The 18,333-nt window shown below is 42.0% G+C and carries 21 protein-coding genes; 1 reads left to right on the top strand and 20 read right to left on the bottom strand.

The window, feature by feature from the left end:
* Positions 1-48 precede the first annotated feature (48 nt).
* Positions 49-738 (bottom strand): LrgB family protein, encoded by a 690-nt coding sequence (locus AZE41_RS09265; RefSeq protein ID WP_067208403.1) that lies wholly within the window; start codon positions 736-738, stop codon positions 49-51.
* Positions 729-1,109, bottom strand: coding sequence for a CidA/LrgA family holin-like protein (locus AZE41_RS09260; protein ID WP_067208400.1), 381 nt, complete (start codon positions 1,107-1,109; stop codon positions 729-731). The genes AZE41_RS09265 and AZE41_RS09260 overlap by 10 nt, the downstream gene beginning before the upstream one ends.
* A 134-nt stretch (positions 1,110-1,243) precedes the next feature.
* Here AZE41_RS09260 and AZE41_RS09255 point away from each other — a divergent pair, with 134 nt between their 5' ends.
* The gene (locus AZE41_RS09255; protein WP_067208397.1) at positions 1,244-1,612 is read left to right on the top strand and encodes a DUF2500 domain-containing protein; all 369 of its coding nucleotides are present in this window, start codon (positions 1,244-1,246) and stop codon (positions 1,610-1,612) included.
* Between the two features lie 217 nt (positions 1,613-1,829).
* Here the strand turns inward: AZE41_RS09255 and recO are convergent, their stop codons facing one another.
* From recO to dnaJ, 18 genes are all read right to left on the bottom strand, one after another.
* Complete coding sequence (gene recO, locus AZE41_RS09250; protein WP_067213913.1) at positions 1,830-2,612, bottom strand: DNA repair protein RecO; 783 nt, start codon at positions 2,610-2,612, stop codon at positions 1,830-1,832.
* Positions 2,613-3,057: 445 nt separating this feature from the next.
* Positions 3,058-3,975, bottom strand: a complete 918-nt coding sequence (gene era, locus AZE41_RS09245) for a GTPase Era (protein ID WP_067208394.1) — start codon at positions 3,973-3,975, stop codon at positions 3,058-3,060.
* The gene (locus tag AZE41_RS09240; RefSeq protein WP_067208391.1) at positions 3,959-4,369 is read right to left on the bottom strand and encodes a cytidine deaminase; all 411 of its coding nucleotides are present in this window, start codon (positions 4,367-4,369) and stop codon (positions 3,959-3,961) included. Before AZE41_RS09240 ends, era begins: the two co-directional genes overlap by 17 nt.
* Before the next feature lie 17 nt (positions 4,370-4,386).
* Positions 4,387-4,737 (bottom strand): diacylglycerol kinase family protein, encoded by a 351-nt coding sequence (locus tag AZE41_RS09235; protein ID WP_067208388.1) that lies wholly within the window; start codon positions 4,735-4,737, stop codon positions 4,387-4,389.
* 7 nt (positions 4,738-4,744) lie between these two features.
* A complete protein-coding gene (gene ybeY / locus AZE41_RS09230) occupies positions 4,745-5,215 on the bottom strand; it encodes an rRNA maturation RNase YbeY (RefSeq protein WP_067208386.1) in 471 nt (156 codons plus the stop codon).
* Between the two features lie 22 nt (positions 5,216-5,237).
* Positions 5,238-7,364: an HD family phosphohydrolase gene (locus AZE41_RS09225; protein ID WP_067208384.1), complete on the bottom strand. Its 2,127-nt coding sequence runs from the start codon at positions 7,362-7,364 to the stop codon at positions 5,238-5,240.
* Between the two features lie 73 nt (positions 7,365-7,437).
* Complete coding sequence (locus AZE41_RS09220) at positions 7,438-8,382, bottom strand: PhoH family protein (protein ID WP_370569999.1); 945 nt, start codon at positions 8,380-8,382, stop codon at positions 7,438-7,440.
* Positions 8,383-8,386: 4 nt separating this feature from the next.
* Positions 8,387-9,484 carry a sporulation protein YqfD gene (locus tag AZE41_RS09215; protein ID WP_067208381.1) on the bottom strand — a complete coding sequence of 366 codons (1,098 nt, stop codon included), beginning with the start codon at positions 9,482-9,484 and terminating at the stop codon, positions 8,387-8,389.
* A complete protein-coding gene (locus AZE41_RS09210; RefSeq protein ID WP_067208378.1) occupies positions 9,477-9,734 on the bottom strand; it encodes a hypothetical protein in 258 nt (85 codons plus the stop codon). Before AZE41_RS09210 ends, AZE41_RS09215 begins: the two co-directional genes overlap by 8 nt.
* A gap of 50 nt (positions 9,735-9,784) precedes the next feature.
* Positions 9,785-10,282, bottom strand: coding sequence for a hypothetical protein (locus tag AZE41_RS09205; RefSeq protein ID WP_067208375.1), 498 nt, complete (start codon positions 10,280-10,282; stop codon positions 9,785-9,787).
* Positions 10,283-10,319: 37 nt separating this feature from the next.
* Positions 10,320-11,300, bottom strand: coding sequence for a flotillin-like protein FloA (gene floA / locus AZE41_RS09200; protein ID WP_156476156.1), 981 nt, complete (start codon positions 11,298-11,300; stop codon positions 10,320-10,322).
* A gap of 32 nt (positions 11,301-11,332) precedes the next feature.
* A complete protein-coding gene (locus tag AZE41_RS09195) occupies positions 11,333-12,667 on the bottom strand; it encodes an NfeD family protein (RefSeq protein WP_067208371.1) in 1,335 nt (444 codons plus the stop codon).
* Positions 12,668-12,854: 187 nt separating this feature from the next.
* Positions 12,855-13,028, bottom strand: coding sequence for a 30S ribosomal protein S21 (gene rpsU, locus AZE41_RS09190; RefSeq protein WP_067208368.1), 174 nt, complete (start codon positions 13,026-13,028; stop codon positions 12,855-12,857).
* Positions 13,029-13,133: 105 nt separating this feature from the next.
* A complete protein-coding gene (gene deoC, locus AZE41_RS09185) occupies positions 13,134-13,805 on the bottom strand; it encodes a deoxyribose-phosphate aldolase (RefSeq protein WP_067208365.1) in 672 nt (223 codons plus the stop codon).
* Between the two features lie 115 nt (positions 13,806-13,920).
* Positions 13,921-15,261 (bottom strand): tRNA (N(6)-L-threonylcarbamoyladenosine(37)-C(2))-methylthiotransferase MtaB, encoded by a 1,341-nt coding sequence (gene mtaB, locus AZE41_RS09180; protein WP_067208362.1) that lies wholly within the window; start codon positions 15,259-15,261, stop codon positions 13,921-13,923.
* A gap of 15 nt (positions 15,262-15,276) precedes the next feature.
* Positions 15,277-16,017, bottom strand: coding sequence for a 16S rRNA (uracil(1498)-N(3))-methyltransferase (locus AZE41_RS09175; RefSeq protein WP_067208359.1), 741 nt, complete (start codon positions 16,015-16,017; stop codon positions 15,277-15,279).
* Between the two features lie 4 nt (positions 16,018-16,021).
* Positions 16,022-16,966 (bottom strand): 50S ribosomal protein L11 methyltransferase, encoded by a 945-nt coding sequence (gene prmA / locus AZE41_RS09170; protein ID WP_067208356.1) that lies wholly within the window; start codon positions 16,964-16,966, stop codon positions 16,022-16,024.
* A 15-nt stretch (positions 16,967-16,981) separates the two neighbouring features.
* Complete coding sequence (gene dnaJ, locus AZE41_RS09165; RefSeq protein WP_067208352.1) at positions 16,982-18,109, bottom strand: molecular chaperone DnaJ; 1,128 nt, start codon at positions 18,107-18,109, stop codon at positions 16,982-16,984.
* Between the last annotated feature and the right edge of the window lie 224 nt (positions 18,110-18,333).

The raw sequence follows: 18,333 nt of genomic DNA, 5'->3' as shown, positions 1-18,333 counted from the left end.
GCAATAACTCGATTTCTATTTGTTCATCCACTTTAGATTTTATTCCATTCAATAAAACAACCAAGCTATCACCGGTCCAACGATAGAACCAATGATAGCGGAGAGCGTCATTGCAATGGAACTATAGGATGCTTCCTGCTCCCCGATTTCAATTGCTTTCGATGTCCCAAGAGCATGAGCTGCTGCTCCCAGTCCGATGCCACGACCGATTGCAGTATCGATACGAAACCATTTCAAAAATGTTGGTCCTAGAATGATACCGGTAAATCCTGCAATCATGACAAAAGCGATTGTTAGCGAAGTTGCTCCACCCAATGCCGAAGCAATCTGTATAGCTATAGGTGTTGTAATCGATTTAGGTAATAATGACAGAACGATTTCTTTTGAGAATCCTGCCATTTTTGCAAAAAGCACACCGCTTACCATACCAAAAAGAACGCCCGTCAATACACCACCAAGTATGGGAAGCATATTCTGTTTGATTAACTCCCTTTGTTTATATAAAGGGATGGCCAATGATACAATCGCGGGTCCCAGCAACAGGTCAACCCACTTTCCACCAAGCATATAGGTTTCATAAGGGACTTTGAAAAGAATGAGAATCAAAATAATGCCAACTGTTGTGGTTAGTATTGGTATGAAAAATGCCTTACGATATTTAAAGTATAACAAGTTCATAACAAGATAAACTGCAATCGTTACAATAACAAAGAGGATTGAATACATCATTACTTGCATGAAATCCCCTCCTTGTTAGCAGATTTTTTGGCAAGAATTTGACTTATATAACTAGAAATCCACATCGTCAAAAACGTGCTAATCATTGTGATTGGTATTAATAGAAATCCTTTTCCTGCAAAAACATGTCCGTAATTCATCACACCGACAGTCGCCGGGATAAAATATAATGGTAAATAAGATAAAAGAAAGAAAGAACCTGATTCAATCCATTCAAGCCGAAATACTTTCAATGAAAGGGCCGCTAACAATACTAATAGTCCTATTATGCTTCCAGGAAGCGGCAAATGAAGAAAAACTTGAAGCCAGTTCCCCATCAAGACAAAACTGTACAACACTATGATTTGAAGAACTATTTTTATGTATTTCATAGATAAATCCCGCCTCCTTTCGTATCAGTATAAAGATATACAAGTAAAATATCAAAGACGTAATGAAACTATTTCAAAAATAGAACGTATATTATCTATAACTACCATTCAAAATACATAAGGAGGTTTTGTACATGTTTTCACCTTTTGGAGAAGCTATATTTACGTTTGTTCCCATCTTTATCGGCGGAGTTGCAATTATCATTTTTGGTGGAATAATCTTCATTGCTGTGAAATCTATCGGTACGTGGAATTCAAATAATAACTCCCCTAAACTGACAGTACCAGCCGAAGTTGTGACAAAAAGAACCAAGACTTCCGGCGGATCAGGCGATTCATCGGCAAGTACTTGGTATTATGCTACATTTCAAGTAGACAGCGGAGATCGTATGGAATTAGCTGTAAACGGTTCCCAATATGGTATGTTGGCTGATGGCGATGTGGGAATGCTCACTTTCCAGGGGACTCGTTTTAGTGGATTTGAACGGGTAAATAATGGATAAATTTTTTTTTACATAAGTTCAAGTATTGAATACGATGGATAAACCAAGCGATGGCATAGAAAAAACTGTAAGACTAGTCTGGCCAAGGGCAGAAGGCTTCCCCTAGTGCCCAAGCATATTTGAATGTAATCTTTACTTCAATTTATTTCTATATAAAAACCCCGAATCTAGACCCTTTTTCATAGGATCCAAGGTTCGGGGTTTATTGTAAAGAGGACTATTCGTCACTCTCTTTTGGTTTCTCTTTTCTAGGTAGCAGTTCGGGTGTCGAGTCGAGCTGATCAAGGAATGATCTCGATTTTAATCGAATCCCTACTTGCTCATCGTAAATTGTTCGGACGAGTTTTTTCATGAAGATTTTTGTCGTCTTCTTTAACGTCAAATTACCGACCCGATTAATGGGAACTGTATAAAAGGTTCGGATCAATTTCAATTGACTGGGTGAAATTCGAATCGCATGCTTATCTACATGGAAGCATCGATGACAAATGAAGCCGATTTGCATAAATGAAAAAGCAAATTCACCTTCTGTCGCTCCACAATTTGCACACTGATGAAGTATTGGATGGATACCAGCGATCGGCAACATTTTCCATTCAACAAATAATGCAATTGCTTCTGGATCATATTGTTCATTGATAGCGTGAAGCGCTTCATACAACAAGCTGTATATACCAGAAATTCGCTCATTATCCTCCGTTAACTTATCAATCAATTCAACAACATAACTTGCATAAGCTGTTGCTTCCAAGTCTTCACGAATATGCCGCATCGAATCAATGGGTTCGCCTTGTTCAAGCGTCCCCATTCCTCTACCCGTACGGATCAAGAATGAACCATGTGTGAAAGGCTGCGTCACAGCAGCTAGCCTGCTCGCTGGTTTCTTCGCTCCACGGGCCATTGCTGTCATCTTACCGCCTTCACGAGTAAACAGTGTCACAATTTTATTGGACTCACCGTACGGGATACCTCTTAGAATGATTCCTTCCCATTTGTTCAGCGAAGCAATCACCTCTTTGTCTAGCTTCAGGTGCCAGCTCCTCGGGGTCACAAGTCATTTTGCTGCGGAGGCTAAAAGACGCCTCCTCACAAACTACCTTGTGCCTGTCGGAGCTATGCGGCACCTTATGCTTTTCTTTGTCTAGCTTCAGGTGCCAGCTCCTCGGGTCACAAGTCATTTTGCTGAGGAGGCTAAAAGACGCCTCCTCATAAACTACCTTGTGCCTGTCGGAGCTATGCGGCACCTTACGCTTTTCTTTGTCTAGCTTCAGCGACCCAGACGCTCGGGTCATAAGTCATTCCAGCTATGCGGCAAAGTACGCCGCTCCGCCAGACTGTCTTATGCCTGTCGCGTCTTGGCTGGCCGCTTACGCTTTGGGCTCACACGAAGTGGGTCATGCATCCGTTGCCGCAGGACGCGGCGAACTTAGGATGCGTTCAATTCATTAATACTCGTCTTCCCTAAATCCGAATTCCTTCAGATGGCCGGGTTTATTACGCCAGTCTTTCTGCACTTTTACCCACAACTCAAGAAATACTTTCGAACCAAGTAGCATTTCGATGTCATGTCTAGCATTTGTTCCAATTTCTTTTAGCAATGCACCTCTTTTACCGATGACAATACCTTTTTGGGAATCACGGTCGACAACAATTGTCGCCATAACATTTACCATTTCCCGTCCTTCTTCGCGTTCAATCTTCTCAATTACAACCGCTATGGAGTGTGGAATCTCTTCTCTCGTTAAATGCAATACCTTTTCACGAACTAATTCAGAAATGATGAATCGTTCCGGGTGATCCGTTACTTGATCATCTGGATAGTATTTTGGTCCCTCTGGTAAATATTTTATCATCGTCTCGAGAAGGCGTTCAACATTATTTCCGTTGATCGCGGAAATTGGCACGATTTCAGCAAAGTCATATTCTGCTGTATACGAAGTAATGATTTTGAATAATTCATCCGGATGAACAAGATCAATTTTATTAATTATAAGGAATACCGGTGTCTTTGAATTCTCAAGAAGTTCCATGATGAAGCGGTCACCACGGCCAATCGGCTCATCTGCATTGACCATGAACATGACCACATCTACTTCTTTCAATGTGTTACGGGCCGTTTTCACCATGAAATCACCAAGTTTATGTTTTGGCTTATGAATCCCCGGTGTATCGATGAATATGATTTGAGATTTTTCTGTCGTGACAACACCTTGCACTTTATTGCGAGTTGTCTGTGGTTTGTCACTCATAATCGCAATCTTTTGTCCGACTACATGGTTAAGAAATGTCGATTTACCTACGTTTGGACGTCCAATAATCGAGATGAATCCCGATTTGAACCCCTTTTTATTGTTCTGCTGCATATGAAAGATCCTCCTTTGAAAATGCGCCTGGTAATAATTTTGCTACAGTTGTTTCTTCAATGTCCCCTTTTAGGTTCGTGAGGTAGACAGGCATCGAGCCATTACAAAACTCCGCAATTACTTGTCTGCATGCTCCACACGGGGAAACAGGTCCTTCTGTATCTGCAACTACTGCAAGCGCTTTGAAGCTACGTACGCCGTCGGAAACAGCTTTAAAAAATGCTGTTCGTTCTGCACAATTGGTCATGCTATAAGCGGAGTTTTCAATATTACAGCCGTGATAGATAGTCCCATCTTCGGCTAACAACGCCGCTCCAACTGGGAATTTTGAATACGGGACATACGCTTGCTCCCGCGCTTTTTTCGATTCAGCAATTAATTTTTCTACATCCATAAAGACACCTCTTTAATTTAGTTAAACCATTTCGGAATAAATAACATTAAACCGATTATTGCACTTCCAATCGCATACACTAAGACCGCGCCTGCTGCGAGGTCTTTCGCTTGTTTCGCGAGTATATGACGTTCAGTTGTTAGTAGATCGACGACACGTTCGACTGCAGAATTCATCAGCTCAAGCGCCAGCATTCCGCAAATCAGAATAATGACGATGAACCACTCTGTCCGCGAAAGACCCGTCATAAAACCCGCTACAATGACGAGGATTGCGGCCATCACATGCACTTTCGTATTCCGTTCCGCTCCTATGCCATAACAAATCCCATTCCATGCGTAGACAAAAGATTGAAGGAACTTCCGCATTGATCAATCACCTCTCGAGTCCGAATGATGCGAGGATCTCCTTTTGCCTGCCGAACATCTCAGCTTCCTCTTCTTCAGTTAAATGATCATAGCCGAGAAGGTGAAGGAAGCCGTGAAGCGCAAGAAATCCAATTTCACGATTAAAATCATGTCCGTATTCCCCTGCTTGCCGCTCAGCTGTTTCTACTGAAATAAGTATATCACCTAAAGCGGTTGGCATGCCTTCTTCAGGAATAATAGCTACTTCACCTTCCGTTAATTCTTCGAGCGCAAATGAAATGACATCCGTCGGTACATTTTTACCGCGATAAGTTGCATTCACTTCCTGAATATCTGCATCTGTCATGAATGTTACCGAAACCTCTAATTCGCCTGCTAGTTCCTCTTCTTTAGCGGTATGGTTTAACAGCTTTCGGATTAAATCCTCGATTTTGTCATCGACTCTAGCTGTTTCATCCTCAAAATGTATTTCCAACATCTACTACTAGCTCCCTTCGTACTCACTTCGGATATTCAATCCGGTTATGGAAAATTCCATTTAACGTTTCACACATAACTCTTTCCGCTTTCTTCAATTCTTTCATAGAAAGATCGCATTCATCGAATTGTCCATCGTTCATTTTATCATTAATGATAGATCGTACGAGAGCTGCAATTTTTTCTGAAGTCGGTTCTTTCATTGATCGTACAGCGGCCTCAACACTATCTGCTATTGAGATAATTGCAATTTCTTTTGTTTGAGGTTTGGGTCCCGCATAACGGAAATCCTCTTCTTTTACATCTTCCCCAGATTCCTTAGCTTTAAAGTAAAAATACTTCAATGTACTTGTTCCGTGATGCTGACGAGCGATATCAATGATTTCTACTGGCATTTTATGCCTTTCCAGAAGTCTCGCACCGTCTTCTCCGTGGGCAATAATGATGTCCCTACTTTTTTCTGGTGGCAATGAATCATGTGGATTTTGACCAGCATGCTGATTCTCGATGAAGTAACCCGGTCTCAGCGTCTTTCCAATATCATGATAATAACTTCCCACTCTGGCAAGAAGTCCATTCGCACCAATCGATTCACATGCTGCGTCGGCTAAATTTGCGACCATAACGCTATGATGATAAGTGCCTGGCGTTTCGGTTAGTACTTTTTTCAGTAGCGGGTGATTCGGGTTCGATAGTTCGATAAGTCGCATATCCGATAATAGTCGAAAGGCAGATTCAAAAAATGGCATAAGCCCAATTGTAAGAGCTCCTGACAATATACCCGAAACAATTGCCGCTATCATATAATACACTAATTCCGTCAAATCGTAAGATGACTGTGTCATTAAGAGGTAAAATCCAATGAACATCATATTTGAAACAGAAACCCCTAAGCTTGTTCGTAAAATATTCGAACGTCTGCCGTTGTCACCGAGTAAATACAAACTGACAATACCTCCGAAAAGTATGTACAATGCGACTTCCATCTGAATGATTGCCGCGTAACCTTCTTGAAGAAGAATTCCTGCTGTTGCTGCTGTGATAATTGTCGTCATTAGTGCAAGTCGCTCGTTCGTCAGAAGCTTAATAAGCATTGGAGCGAGTGCTGTCGGAAACAAGAATGCTAATAGGACATCAAAGTCTTTTTCAATAAGGGAAATGAGTTTCATTATGATGACGAGCAGGAAAAAAACAACTAATACAATGAGCAATGCCTTTTTCTTTACAACCCTATTTTCACTCCAGGATAGGAAATGCATATAAATAATCGCACCGACAAACAGGACAAATAAAATGAGACCTGCCAGCGGTTTCATGGACGACTGATTTGACAATACGCCCGCAAGCTCTAATTGCCTGTATATTTCTTTGTCAATGACCTGCCCTTCACGGACAATCACTTGTCCTTGCAAGATACGGGTAGGTTCAACGCTTTCCCGCGCCTGCTCAACCCTAGCCTTTGTCATTTCCTCATGAATCGATTCCGTCTCTACTACCAGAGAGCGGCTAAGCGTTATTAGAGTCTGTAAGATTGAAGATGAAACTGAATCTGTGAGCCTAATTTTCCGATCTACCTCATAGCGGACTGTCGACAAATCCGCAGTTCGTACCGGCTTCGATAATTCCTCACCTAGTACACCTACTAATACGCTTTGCGCGTTCAGTAAAGCATCTGTACTCTGGGATAAAAGATTAACTATGGCGTCATCACTAAGTCGCAGACTAGGTTCTTCCTTTTCCAAACTGGAAAGTTTAGTGCGCATTTCTGCTACTAATTCTTTAGAGGGCTTAGTAGCTATCTCCGATGTAGTTTGATCAGGCTCATCTTGGTTTTTTACTTCGATTAGAAAATCGAATAAAGACGTAGCGATTGCTTGTCTATTTTTTACAACATCTTCTGAAAATACATAGGAAGGTCCTACTTCATTAGCGGCACGTTCTCTGTCCTGTTCGGTTTTTACTGCGTCCTCAACCGTTTTTAAGGAACGGATAGTATCTGGTGCAATTTGAAAAGCTTTCAATTCATACGTTTCTTTTTTCACACTGCCATACATGAATGAAAAAAGGAGTACAGTGGATAGGCCGATTAAAAACAAGGATAAATAATTGAATTTAAGTGATTTAAATAACTTTCTAATTGGTTGGAACATTGGAATCTCTCCCCCTGCTTCTCTATAGATATAATCAGAGTAGCGATGATTCTAAAGAAAAAGCAGTCACTTTCTATGACTGCTCCTGTTCGTATGCTTCAATTATTTTCGCAACAAGTGGGTGACGAACAACATCACCTTGCTCTAAGTACTGAAAGTGAATATCTCCAACTTTTTTAAGGATTGATTCTGCAACGATTAAACCGGATTCAGTGTTTCTTGGTAAATCAATTTGTGTTTTGTCGCCGTTGATAACCATTTTCGACCCAAAACCGAGACGTGTTAAAAACATTTTCATTTGTGCTTTTGTCGTATTCTGTGCTTCGTCCAGAATAATGAATGCATCATCGAGTGTCCGTCCCCTCATATAAGCGAGCGGCGCAATTTCGATTACCCCTCGTTCCATAAGTCGATCCGTTTGTTCCGCTCCCAGAACATCGTGTAGCGCGTCGTACAGCGGACGAAGGTATGGGTCAACTTTCTCTTTTAAGTCACCTGGAAGGAAGCCTAGACTCTCTCCTGCTTCAACAGCGGGACGGGTTAAGACAATTCGCTTCGCAGAGCCCGTTTTCATAGCTAAAACAGCTAGTACGACCGCTAAGTACGTTTTCCCCGTCCCAGCCGGCCCGATACAGAATACAAGATCTCTCGATCGAATTGCGCTGACATATTCACGCTGACCGATTGTCTTCGCACGAATTGCTTTACCTTTCATATTCCTTGAAATTTCTTCATCGTACAACTCTGCAAAGTATTCAATTGTGCCACTTTTCACCATCTCGAGCGCAGTCGAGACATCTCGTTGATTGATATTAATGCCTTTACGTATTACTTTCAACAACTGTTCCAAAAGCTCTTTAGCCGAATTCCTACTATCTTCAGCACCACTGATTGATATCGTGTCGCCTCTAGTTAATACTGAAACATTTAACTGCTCTTCAATCAGTTTCATATTCTGATCAGAAATTCCGAGAAGCATTACTGTTTCATTCGGGTCTTCAACATGTAGTTGAATCATTTGCTCATCCAATAGGCTCAGTCTCCTTGGGAATCAGTCTTTTTTCAGCAATATTGTCATTGATAAGAAACAATATAGTCCCTCTAACTTTATCATTATCGAATGTCACGTGTAAAACTTTTTCATCTTTAATAATTGCTTTCGAAAAAGATTCCGACATTAATTTGTTTTTTAATAAGGGAATTATAACTGTTTCTTCCATTCCCTCAATCAATTCAAAGTGCCCTGCGGTTTCCTCCATATATCTTTCTGTTTCGATGAAAGACCCTAGAGACCATCCTTCTTTACCTTGCTGCTTCCATGGGAGGTTAAAAGAATAGTTCACAATTTCCTCACCCTGTAACTGGAATTTAATTTTTTTCGGAAGAGTAAAGGTGTATTCAACCCAATAATCCGCATACACGGCACCATCCGCTCCAACAACTGTCGTTTTATCACCTTGTTCCAATATACCTGTGGCTAGCACGTCCCCTTTCTTTACAGTCTGATGAACATGGCCGACCCTTTCCCCTTTTTCTAACGCAAAACGCGTTATAACGCCTCCTGTACGCGCTACAAGGTGTGACGGTGATTCGTTCTCTTCAATAATGTTAGTTGTGGGTGGTGATAACATCGGAATAATTGTCAGAGACGTTCCAACTCGTCTAAATCTAACCCACGATAAAGCAGGATCATCGAGCATGAGCTCTCGTCGAATTTCACCTTCATCAGGAATTAAAGCTAAGGGTCTTAACAAAACGATAGAGCTTTTTTCAAGTTTCTGCTCAATTCTGTCCACTACTTCCGGCATATCCGATTCAACATCTACTGTCCAAAGGAAAAATGAGGCAACAAAAGGAATGAGACATGCGATTAGGAAACGGCTAGATGTGAAAAGTCCAATTGAGCCTGATTCAAGATTCGCAATTGAAATGGCTACTTTTAATCGATAATGCCTTCTGTTACGCCGGATAGCACGAAGTCCGCTACGATCTGTTTGAAAATATGCCACCCCATCGACAACTGATAGCGATGTAATTTTTGTTCCAATTGTGACAAGTTTAGTGAGGAATCCGGAAAGGTTGCCGTCGCCTGATATTTTGATAGCATACCTTTTACGCATTGCGCTCCGCTTCCTTGTCTGCACCTGTAGTCACATTCATTGTGGTAATTGAAGTGAATGTGAAAACAGCAACTTCTTCTGATAAAGTTTCAACTGTTAAATCAGTGCCTATCGCCTCAATCCTGTATTCTCCACTGCTAATGATCGCGAAATCGGGGCCAAGTTTCAACAAAGAATAAGGGCCATTAATCCGTAATGAAGCGAAATCTTCAATTGTAACTGATGAACCGGTCTGAAATAGTCTTTTCAAAATATAAAACCCCCTATCCACATCGTATGATTCGGATAGAGGGTCAATGCTTATCTTTTTGATTTCGGTGGACCATAAATTTCAGAGAACACAATGCCTTTCAGCAAGTCCCCTTGACTTTTCGGCATTAAATCGTGCGATTGTATAGCAGACACAGTTGGACGTTGACTACCATGTGCAGACAATCTTCCGCTATGTCGATTCACGGATGAATCGGGGCGTTCGATGTGACGATTCGCTGATGAATTAGTACGTTCTTTTCTGTCAGCAGTTGGTCTTGCAGGTGGTACTACTACAGGAGCTGAAGGAACCGTTACTGTTGCCTGCTGCTGCTTTGGCAGCTGGCGGACAGGTGGTTCCGCATCTGCTCCTGCCATTTCTCTCTGCAATTCACGGTATATCTCTTTTAATTTAGTTGTAGGACCCTCTGGAGCGTTCCCCGTTGCCGTGGACGGCTTAGGCTTTGGCCCCTCAGCTGGATCTTTTTTCTTGCCCCTAAAAAAAGATCCGACAATTGCCAAAATGATAAAAATGATTAGCTGTTCCATTCGTGCATCCCCTTTCCAGGAAATGGCTCCTCAAGTATTAGTTCTTCTTAATTTCTGTAGATTCCTTATCTCCGCCAAAGTTACTGATGGAGTCACGCATTCCTGTATCTGCCTGGATATTTTTATAATTCACATAATCCATGACACCAATATTGCCCTTACGTAGAGCTTCTGCCATAGCAAGCGGAACTTCCGCTTCAGCACTGACAACTTTTGCACGCATTTCTTCAACTTTCGCTTTCATTTCCTGTTCGTTTGCAACTGCCATTGCACGGCGTTCTTCTGCTTTTGCCTGTGCAATGTTTTTATCAGCCATTGCTTGTTCAGTTTGAAGTTCTGCACCGATGTTTTTACCAATATCAACGTCTGCGATATCAATCGATAGAATTTCGAATGCAGTACCTGAGTCAAGACCTTTTGCTAGAACAGTTTGAGAAATCATATCAGGATTTTCCAATACTTTTGCATGGTCGATAGATGAACCGATTGTCGAGATAATACCCTCACCAACACGGGCAACGATTGTTTCTTCACCTGCACCACCGACAAGACGGTCGATGTTTGCACGTACTGTAATACGCGCTTTTGCTTTTACTTCAATCCCGTTCATTGCCACACCGGCGATGAATGGTGTTTCAATAACTTTCGGGTTAACGGACATTTGAACCGCTTCTAGAACGTCACGTCCTGCAAGATCGATTGCAGCAGCACGTTCAAATGTAAGTTCGATGTTCGCACGGTGTGCAGCGATTAGAGCATTGACGACACGGTCAACGTTTCCTCCCGCAAGATAATGACTTTCAAGCTGATTAATTGAAACATCCAGTCCAGCTTTATGTGCTTTAATAAGCGGATTAACAATTCGACTCGGAATAACCCGGCGAAGACGCATACCGATCAATGTGAATATACTTACTCTAACGCCTGCTGCCATTGCTGAAATCCACAGCGCCACAGGAACGAGTGTGAAAAATGCTGACAATACGATGATTGCTACAACTGCTATTACAACGACCATTACTAAACTTCCTGAACCTAAGAGTCCTGCCATTATTTAATTTCCCCCTTTTCTACTGATTCCCTGACTACAATCCGGGAACCTTCAACCTTTACAATGATAACATGTATTCCTTTAGCGATGTAGCTTCCTTCAGAAACAACATCGATTCGTTCTCCATCTAACTCAATTGCACCAGATGGTCTAAGTGCAGTCGATGTTTTTGCAATGCGTCCAAGCAATTCAACCCTGTTCACATTCGAAACATAACCACTTTCCGTATCAGTTGTATCCATTAGCACAACCTTGTTGAGCAAGTGCAGTTTTTTACCGAAAAATTTCATAATAATCACCATCCCTATAACAGCGATAGCAACCGCGATAAGGACAGAAATCGCCATATACATCGGATTGCCGCCCGCCATAATGATACTACCTATAATTGCGAGCGTTCCAATGACACCTGCTATACCATGGGGCAAGAAGAATTCCGCTACGATGAGAACGACCCCTATTAGAAACAGGATAATCGTTTCATAACCCGCAAGCCCGGCAACAAGATGTCCGTAAAAGAATAGAGCTAATGAACTAGCAGCCATCGTTCCGGCTACACCAAATCCTGGCGAGTACATTTCCAACACAAATCCAAGTCCCGCAATTGATAAAAGAATCGGTACAACGACCGGATGGGTGATGAAACGAGCAATACTTTCCGTAAATGTTTCATTTGTTGAAATGATTTCTGCATTTTCAAGCCCTGTTACTTTTAGCAATTCATTGAAAGATCCAACTGTTCCTTGACTGTAACCGACTTCTTTTGCTTCATCCGCTTTAAGCGTTAACAGTTTCCCAACTCCAGCCCGATATGCGGGTAAGTCAATATCAGGTTCTGCCATTGCTTCTGCATATTTCGGTTCTCGGTCTTTCTTCGACTCAGCAGCCGTTTTCATTTCCGCGACCCATAAACTATGAGCCTTAGCATCCGCCGCATTTCCCTCCGAATCAATTACTTGTGACGCGCCCATTGTGGCTGTAGGTGACATATAGATTTCATCGGCATAAAGCGCTATGAATGCACCAGCAGAGATTGCTTTATTATTAATGTAAGCGATTACCCGCAAATCACTTTCATTTATCAGCCTGGCAATTTGGTCGGCCGCATCAGTAAATCCACCCGGTGTATTAATCTCCAAGATGATCGCCTCTGCTCCCGCCGCCTCCGCTTCTGTAAATGACCGCTGTAAAAATGCGTACAATCCTTTCTCAACTACGTTCTCAACTGGCACTTTATAGACTTTCGAAGCTGCAGCTCCCGTTTCTAAGAGTGGGAATGCTAACACAGATACGAATAAAATGAACAGGAGAACCCTTCCTATCATTTTATGCATAGTATTTTTCACCTCTCTCTATAGATTCTATTATATCTCTATATACGTTCCAAATGCTCAGAAGTTTCACTTTCCCTTAATTTTTTTGTTTTATCTCATATACAAATAAACCGGAAAACCCATAAAGGATTTTCCGGTTTACCAAATTTTAATTTCAAAACAAGGTCGAACTCATCACCACAGGAAATCAGAATTTACGTTTCCTTGCAGCTTCAGATTTCTTTTTACGTTTTTCACTCGGCTTATCATAAAACTCACGCTTTCTTACCTCTTGTATTGTTCCACTTTTGGATACAGTACGTTTGAAGCGGCGAAGAGCATCTTCAAGCGATTCGTTTTTACGAACAACAGTTTTCGACATATCTCTTGTCCCTCCCTCCAAACACACTTCTAGAACATGACCAAGTGCCATGTACTCATAAATTATACCGCGGATTTAACTATAGGTCAATATAAAACTTTTAAATTAATAATCAGATTGTGATTCAAGACCCTGCATAATCTGAACGCCTGAACTGGCACCAATTCTTGTAGCTCCTGCGTCAATCATTTTCTTCATATCCTCTAAATTCCGGACACCACCTGAAGCTTTAACACCCATTTCAGGTCCGACAACAGCTCTCATTAACTTCACATCATCTTCAGTCGCACCGCCTGTTGAAAAGCCTGTCGATGTTTTCACGAAATCAGCACCCGCAAGGACAGAAAGTTCACATGCTTTCCTTTTTTCCTTATCCGTTAAAAGGGACGTTTCAATGATGACTTTAACAATTGCTTTTCCTTTTGCAGCATTAACTACCGCTTCGATTTCTTTTTTCACAGTTTCATCATCACCGCCACGAAGTGCGCCAATATTGATAACCATATCAATTTCATTAGCACCGTTTGTAATTGCGTCCCTAGTTTCAAACGCTTTTACTTCGGAAGTTGAAGCTCCTAGAGGGAAACCAATAACTGTACACACTTTAACAGGTGATCCTTCTAGCGCAGCAGCTGCTGTTTTCACCCATGTAGGGTTTACACAAACAGATGCAAACGTGTATTTTCGAGCTTCTTCACATAATGTTACGATTTCATTGTTCTTTGCGTCAGCTTTCAATAATGTATGATCAATGTAAGTTGCAAAATTTGTATTCAAATGAATACCTCCTCGAGTTGTCCGTACTTCTCACATCATATCAAGAACAATTCATTTCTGCACGAAAAAAGCTGTTTCTACTCAAAATAAAGTAGGAACAGCTTTTATGGAAACCTTAAACAAGTTGTATTTCTTCCTCCATAATGCGGACAAATTGCCCTTCGTTATATGGATAACCTGCTTGTGCAATTTTCACACGAACAATTTTCCCTACCATTGATTCATCGGCAGCGAAAACAACTTTCAAATAGTTATCTGAATAGCCTTCATACAGACCACTTTCCGGTTCAAGTTTATACTTCTCTTCTGGGATGACTTCAAGTACTTCATCTTCAAAAGTAGATGCATATTGTTTCGCTAGCTGATCATTCAATTCAATTAAACGGTGAACACGCTCGTTTTTCACTTCTTCCGGAACCTGATCTTCCATTCTAGCGGCAGGAGTACCAGTTCGTTTTGAATAAGGAAAAACGTGAAGTTCGGAAAATCTGTGATCACGAATAAAATTGTACGTTTCCATGAACTCTTCTTCTGTCTCACCTGGGAAACCGACGATGACGTCCGAAGTGATTGCTAGGTGCGGCAACGCTTCACGAAGTCTGTCTAGACGTTCTGCGAAAAACGCCATTGTATATTTCCGGCGCATACGCTTCAGCACCGTGTCTGAACCGGACTGAATCGGAATGTGCAGGTGGCGGACGATAGTTGTTGAATCTCGAAGAACATCAATTACTTCATCCGTCAGCTGACTCGCTTCAATCGAACTAATGCGAAGGCGTTTCAGTCCTTTGACTTGTGTTTCAAGGTCCCGAAGAAGACGAGCAAGATTGTAATCTTTCAAATCTTCACCGTAACCGCCCGTATGTATACCGGTTAATACAATTTCAAGGTAACCCGCATCAACAAGCTGTTGCGCTTGTCGAATGACTTCTTGTGGATCACGTGAACGCATTAGTCCACGCGCCCAAGGAATGATACAGAACGTACAGAAGTTATTGCACCCTTCTTGGATTTTGAGCGATGCACGTGTACGATCCGAAAATGTAGGTACGTCGAGTTCTTCATAAATCCTGTTTTTCATGATATTGCGGACTGCATTGATTGGCTGACGCTCCGTACGGAATTCATCAATGAGTCCGAGGAGCTTTGTCCGATCTTGTGTTCCAACAACGATATCTACTCCCGGAATCGCCATAATTTCCGCAGGAGACGTTTGTGCATAACAACCTGTTACGCAAATTACAGCGTCCGGATTTTTCCGAACAGCACGACGGATGACTTGCCGGCTTTTTTTATCACCGGTATTCGTCACTGTACATGTATTAATGACATAAACATCAGAATTTTTTTCGAAATCCCCGCGGACATAACCGGCTTCTTTAAAAAGTTGCCAGATTGCCTCGGTTTCGTAATGATTCACTTTGCAGCCCAACGTATGGAATGCGACCGAAGACACAACTGCTCACCACTTTCATTCAAATTCGTATGACATTGCGGACAATAAATACAATGGAGCCGTTTCCGTCCGCAGTATTCGCGGACCTAACGCTATCGGTAAAAAACCTGCCGAACGTAGTGTTTCGGCTTCTGTCCTAGACAATCCGCCTTCAGGACCAAATACAGCAAGTACTGTTTGACCAGGTAATACACTTTTTAAACGGTCCGAAATTTTATGTGGATCCCCACTTTTCGCGTCTTCTTCATCAGCAACTAGAAGGACATCAAAGTTCTCTGATTCAGCGATTAACTGCTTAACAGAAAATGGATTTCGCACTTCCGGGATAACTGTGCGATGACATTGCTCAGCAGCTTCTTTGGCAATTTTGCGAAGCCGTTCAACTTTTTTGTCACCTTTTTTGTCATCCCATTTTACAATAGATCTCTCGGCTTGAAACGGAAAAATCCCTGCCATGCCGAGTTCCGTTCCTTTTTGAACGATTAAATCGAGTTTGTCACCTTTCGGGAGACCACAAGCTACCGTTACTTTAACAGGCATTTCGTTTGACTGAAGAGGTTCTCCTTTGCGACGGATTACGATGCCATCAGGTAAAAGCTCTGTAATTTGGGAGACGAAGGCTTCGCCATTAGTAACAGCGATGACGTCATCATCAACGGTCATTCGCATAACACGCGCGATATGTTTAGCGTCATCACCAGTAATTATTGCATTTCCATCTTCATCAAAAGGAGATTGCAGAAAATAGCGTTGCAAATCGTTACACGCTCCTTTTTTGAGCGATGATAGCAACCCAGTCTTCCATAAGTACAGATTCGACAATCTCAAATCCTTTGCTGATTAGGTCGTCTTTTACTAGATCACGTTTTTGTCCAATGATTCCCGAAACAATAAACAAGCCATTTTCCGGTAAAATTGAATACGCATCTTGCGAAAAGGAAATGATAACTTCTGCAAGGATATTCGCGATGATGATTTCAGCCGGCTCTTTTACAGAATCCAGAAGATTGCCGTGCTTCACTTCCACTGTTTCTTCAACATGATTCAGCTCAATGTTTTCTTTTGCAGCTACAACTGCAACCTGGTCCAAATCAAGTGCGTGGACATGTGAAGCACCTAGAAGTGCTGCCCCGATAGATAACACGCCTGAACCTGTTCCCACGTCAACAACTGTGTCTCCCGGCTTGACGTATTTCTCAAGCGCTTGTAAACACATTACCGTTGTAGGATGTGTGCCCGTTCCAAACGCCATGCCAGGATCAAGTTCAATAATCAATTCATCTGATTCAACAGGTTCATATTCTTCCCATGTCGGTACAATTGTAAAGCGTCCAGAAATTTTGACAGGATGATAGTATTTTTTCCAGGCAGTTGCCCAATCTTCTTCATCGACTTCATTTGTCTGAATGGCATTTTCCCCTGCGTCTATTCCGAATTCCGATAAACCTTTGATAGATTGGTCGATATCTTTCACCGTTTCAATAAGAAAAGTAGTGACTGGTAAATAGGCTTTTAAGATAACGCCATCTACTGGGAAATCGTTCTTGTCGAGTGCCCATATTTCACCGAACCGGTCTTCGTGGATTCGACTTGGATCTGCTGAATCTTCGATAACGACTCCACTTGCACCTGCTTCGTGTAAAATATTCGCTACTGCTTCAGTTGCTTCATGCGTCGTATGAATAGAAATTTCCGACCACTTCAAATGAATTCATCCCTTTCAGTCGCCTTTAATTGAACGTTTGATTTTATCGAACAGTGAACTTGAATACTCGTCAAGCGAATCGCCGCTAATTGCCGCAAATTCACGCATCAGTTCTTTCTGTTTTTCTGTCATCTTTTTAGGCGTCAACACTTTCACAACAACATGCTGATCTCCAATACCGCGGCCATGAACGTTTTTAACACCTTTACCTTTTAGGCGGAATCGTGTTCCTGTTTGCGTGCCTGCTGGGATTTTCAAATTCACATTGCCTTGTACAGTTGGCACTTCAATCTCATCACCGAGTGAAGCTTGCGGGAAGGAAAGGTTGAGTTCCAAATAGATGTCGTCGTCTTCACGGATAAATTTCTCATGAGCCCTGACGCGGAATACGATATATAAGTCGCCCGCAGGTCCACCTTTATGACCAGGTTCTCCCTGTCCAGATACCCGAAGCTGTTGTCCATCATCGACCCCCTCAGGAATCGTTACTTTAATCTTCTTCCTTTTCGTCACTTTACCTGCTCCGTGACAAGTCGAACATTTCTCAGGAATTATTTTTCCAGTTCCTTGACAATGCTGACACGCTCGACGATTAACCATTTGGCCAAGTGGCGTGTTTTGCGTAACGCTGATTTGACCCGAGCCGCCACAATGTGTACACGTCTTAGGTTTAGTCCCTTTTTTAGCGCCTGACCCATCACAAGTATCACAGTCTTCTTCTTTCGGTATTTCAACTTCCGTTTCCTTACCGAAAACAGCTTCCATGAAATCAATGTTCATCGAATACTGTAGATCGTCGCCTTTTCTAGGTGCATTTGGATCACGTCGTCGTGTATTTCCACCGAAAAACGAACTGAATATATCATCGAAGCCGAATCCATCAGCTCCGCTGCCTCCGCCACCAAAACCACCAAATCCTTGATTCGGATCCGTATGTCCGAATTGGTCGTAATTCGCTTTTTTCGAATCGTCGCTCAGCACTTCATATGCTTCGGTCACTTCTTTAAACTTATCAACTGCATCATCTGCTTTGTTCAAGTCTGGATGATATTTTTTTGAAAGCGAACGATATGCTTTCCTAATCTCATCTTTTGATGCCGATTTTGTTATACCAAGCACGTCATAATAATCTCTTTTACTCATTACTTCACTCTCCCGAAATACTTTGAATATCATCTATTGTATCATTAAAAACTGAAAAGCGTAAGCGCCTGTTCAGCCTAAAAAAGCGCTAGAAGGCTTGAATTTAAAGGCATTCTTTGCCATTAAAGACTAGACTGAAGCTAGGTACTGAAGTATTGAACGCACAATAAAAATCGGAAAAGCCAAAGCCGGAATATCGGACTTTGACTTTTCCGTCAACGATC

The organism is Sporosarcina psychrophila, assembly GCF_001590685.1.
Classification (GTDB): Bacteria; Bacillota; Bacilli; order Bacillales_A; family Planococcaceae; genus Sporosarcina; species Sporosarcina psychrophila.
This window is presented reverse-complemented; position numbering and strand designations above follow the sequence as displayed.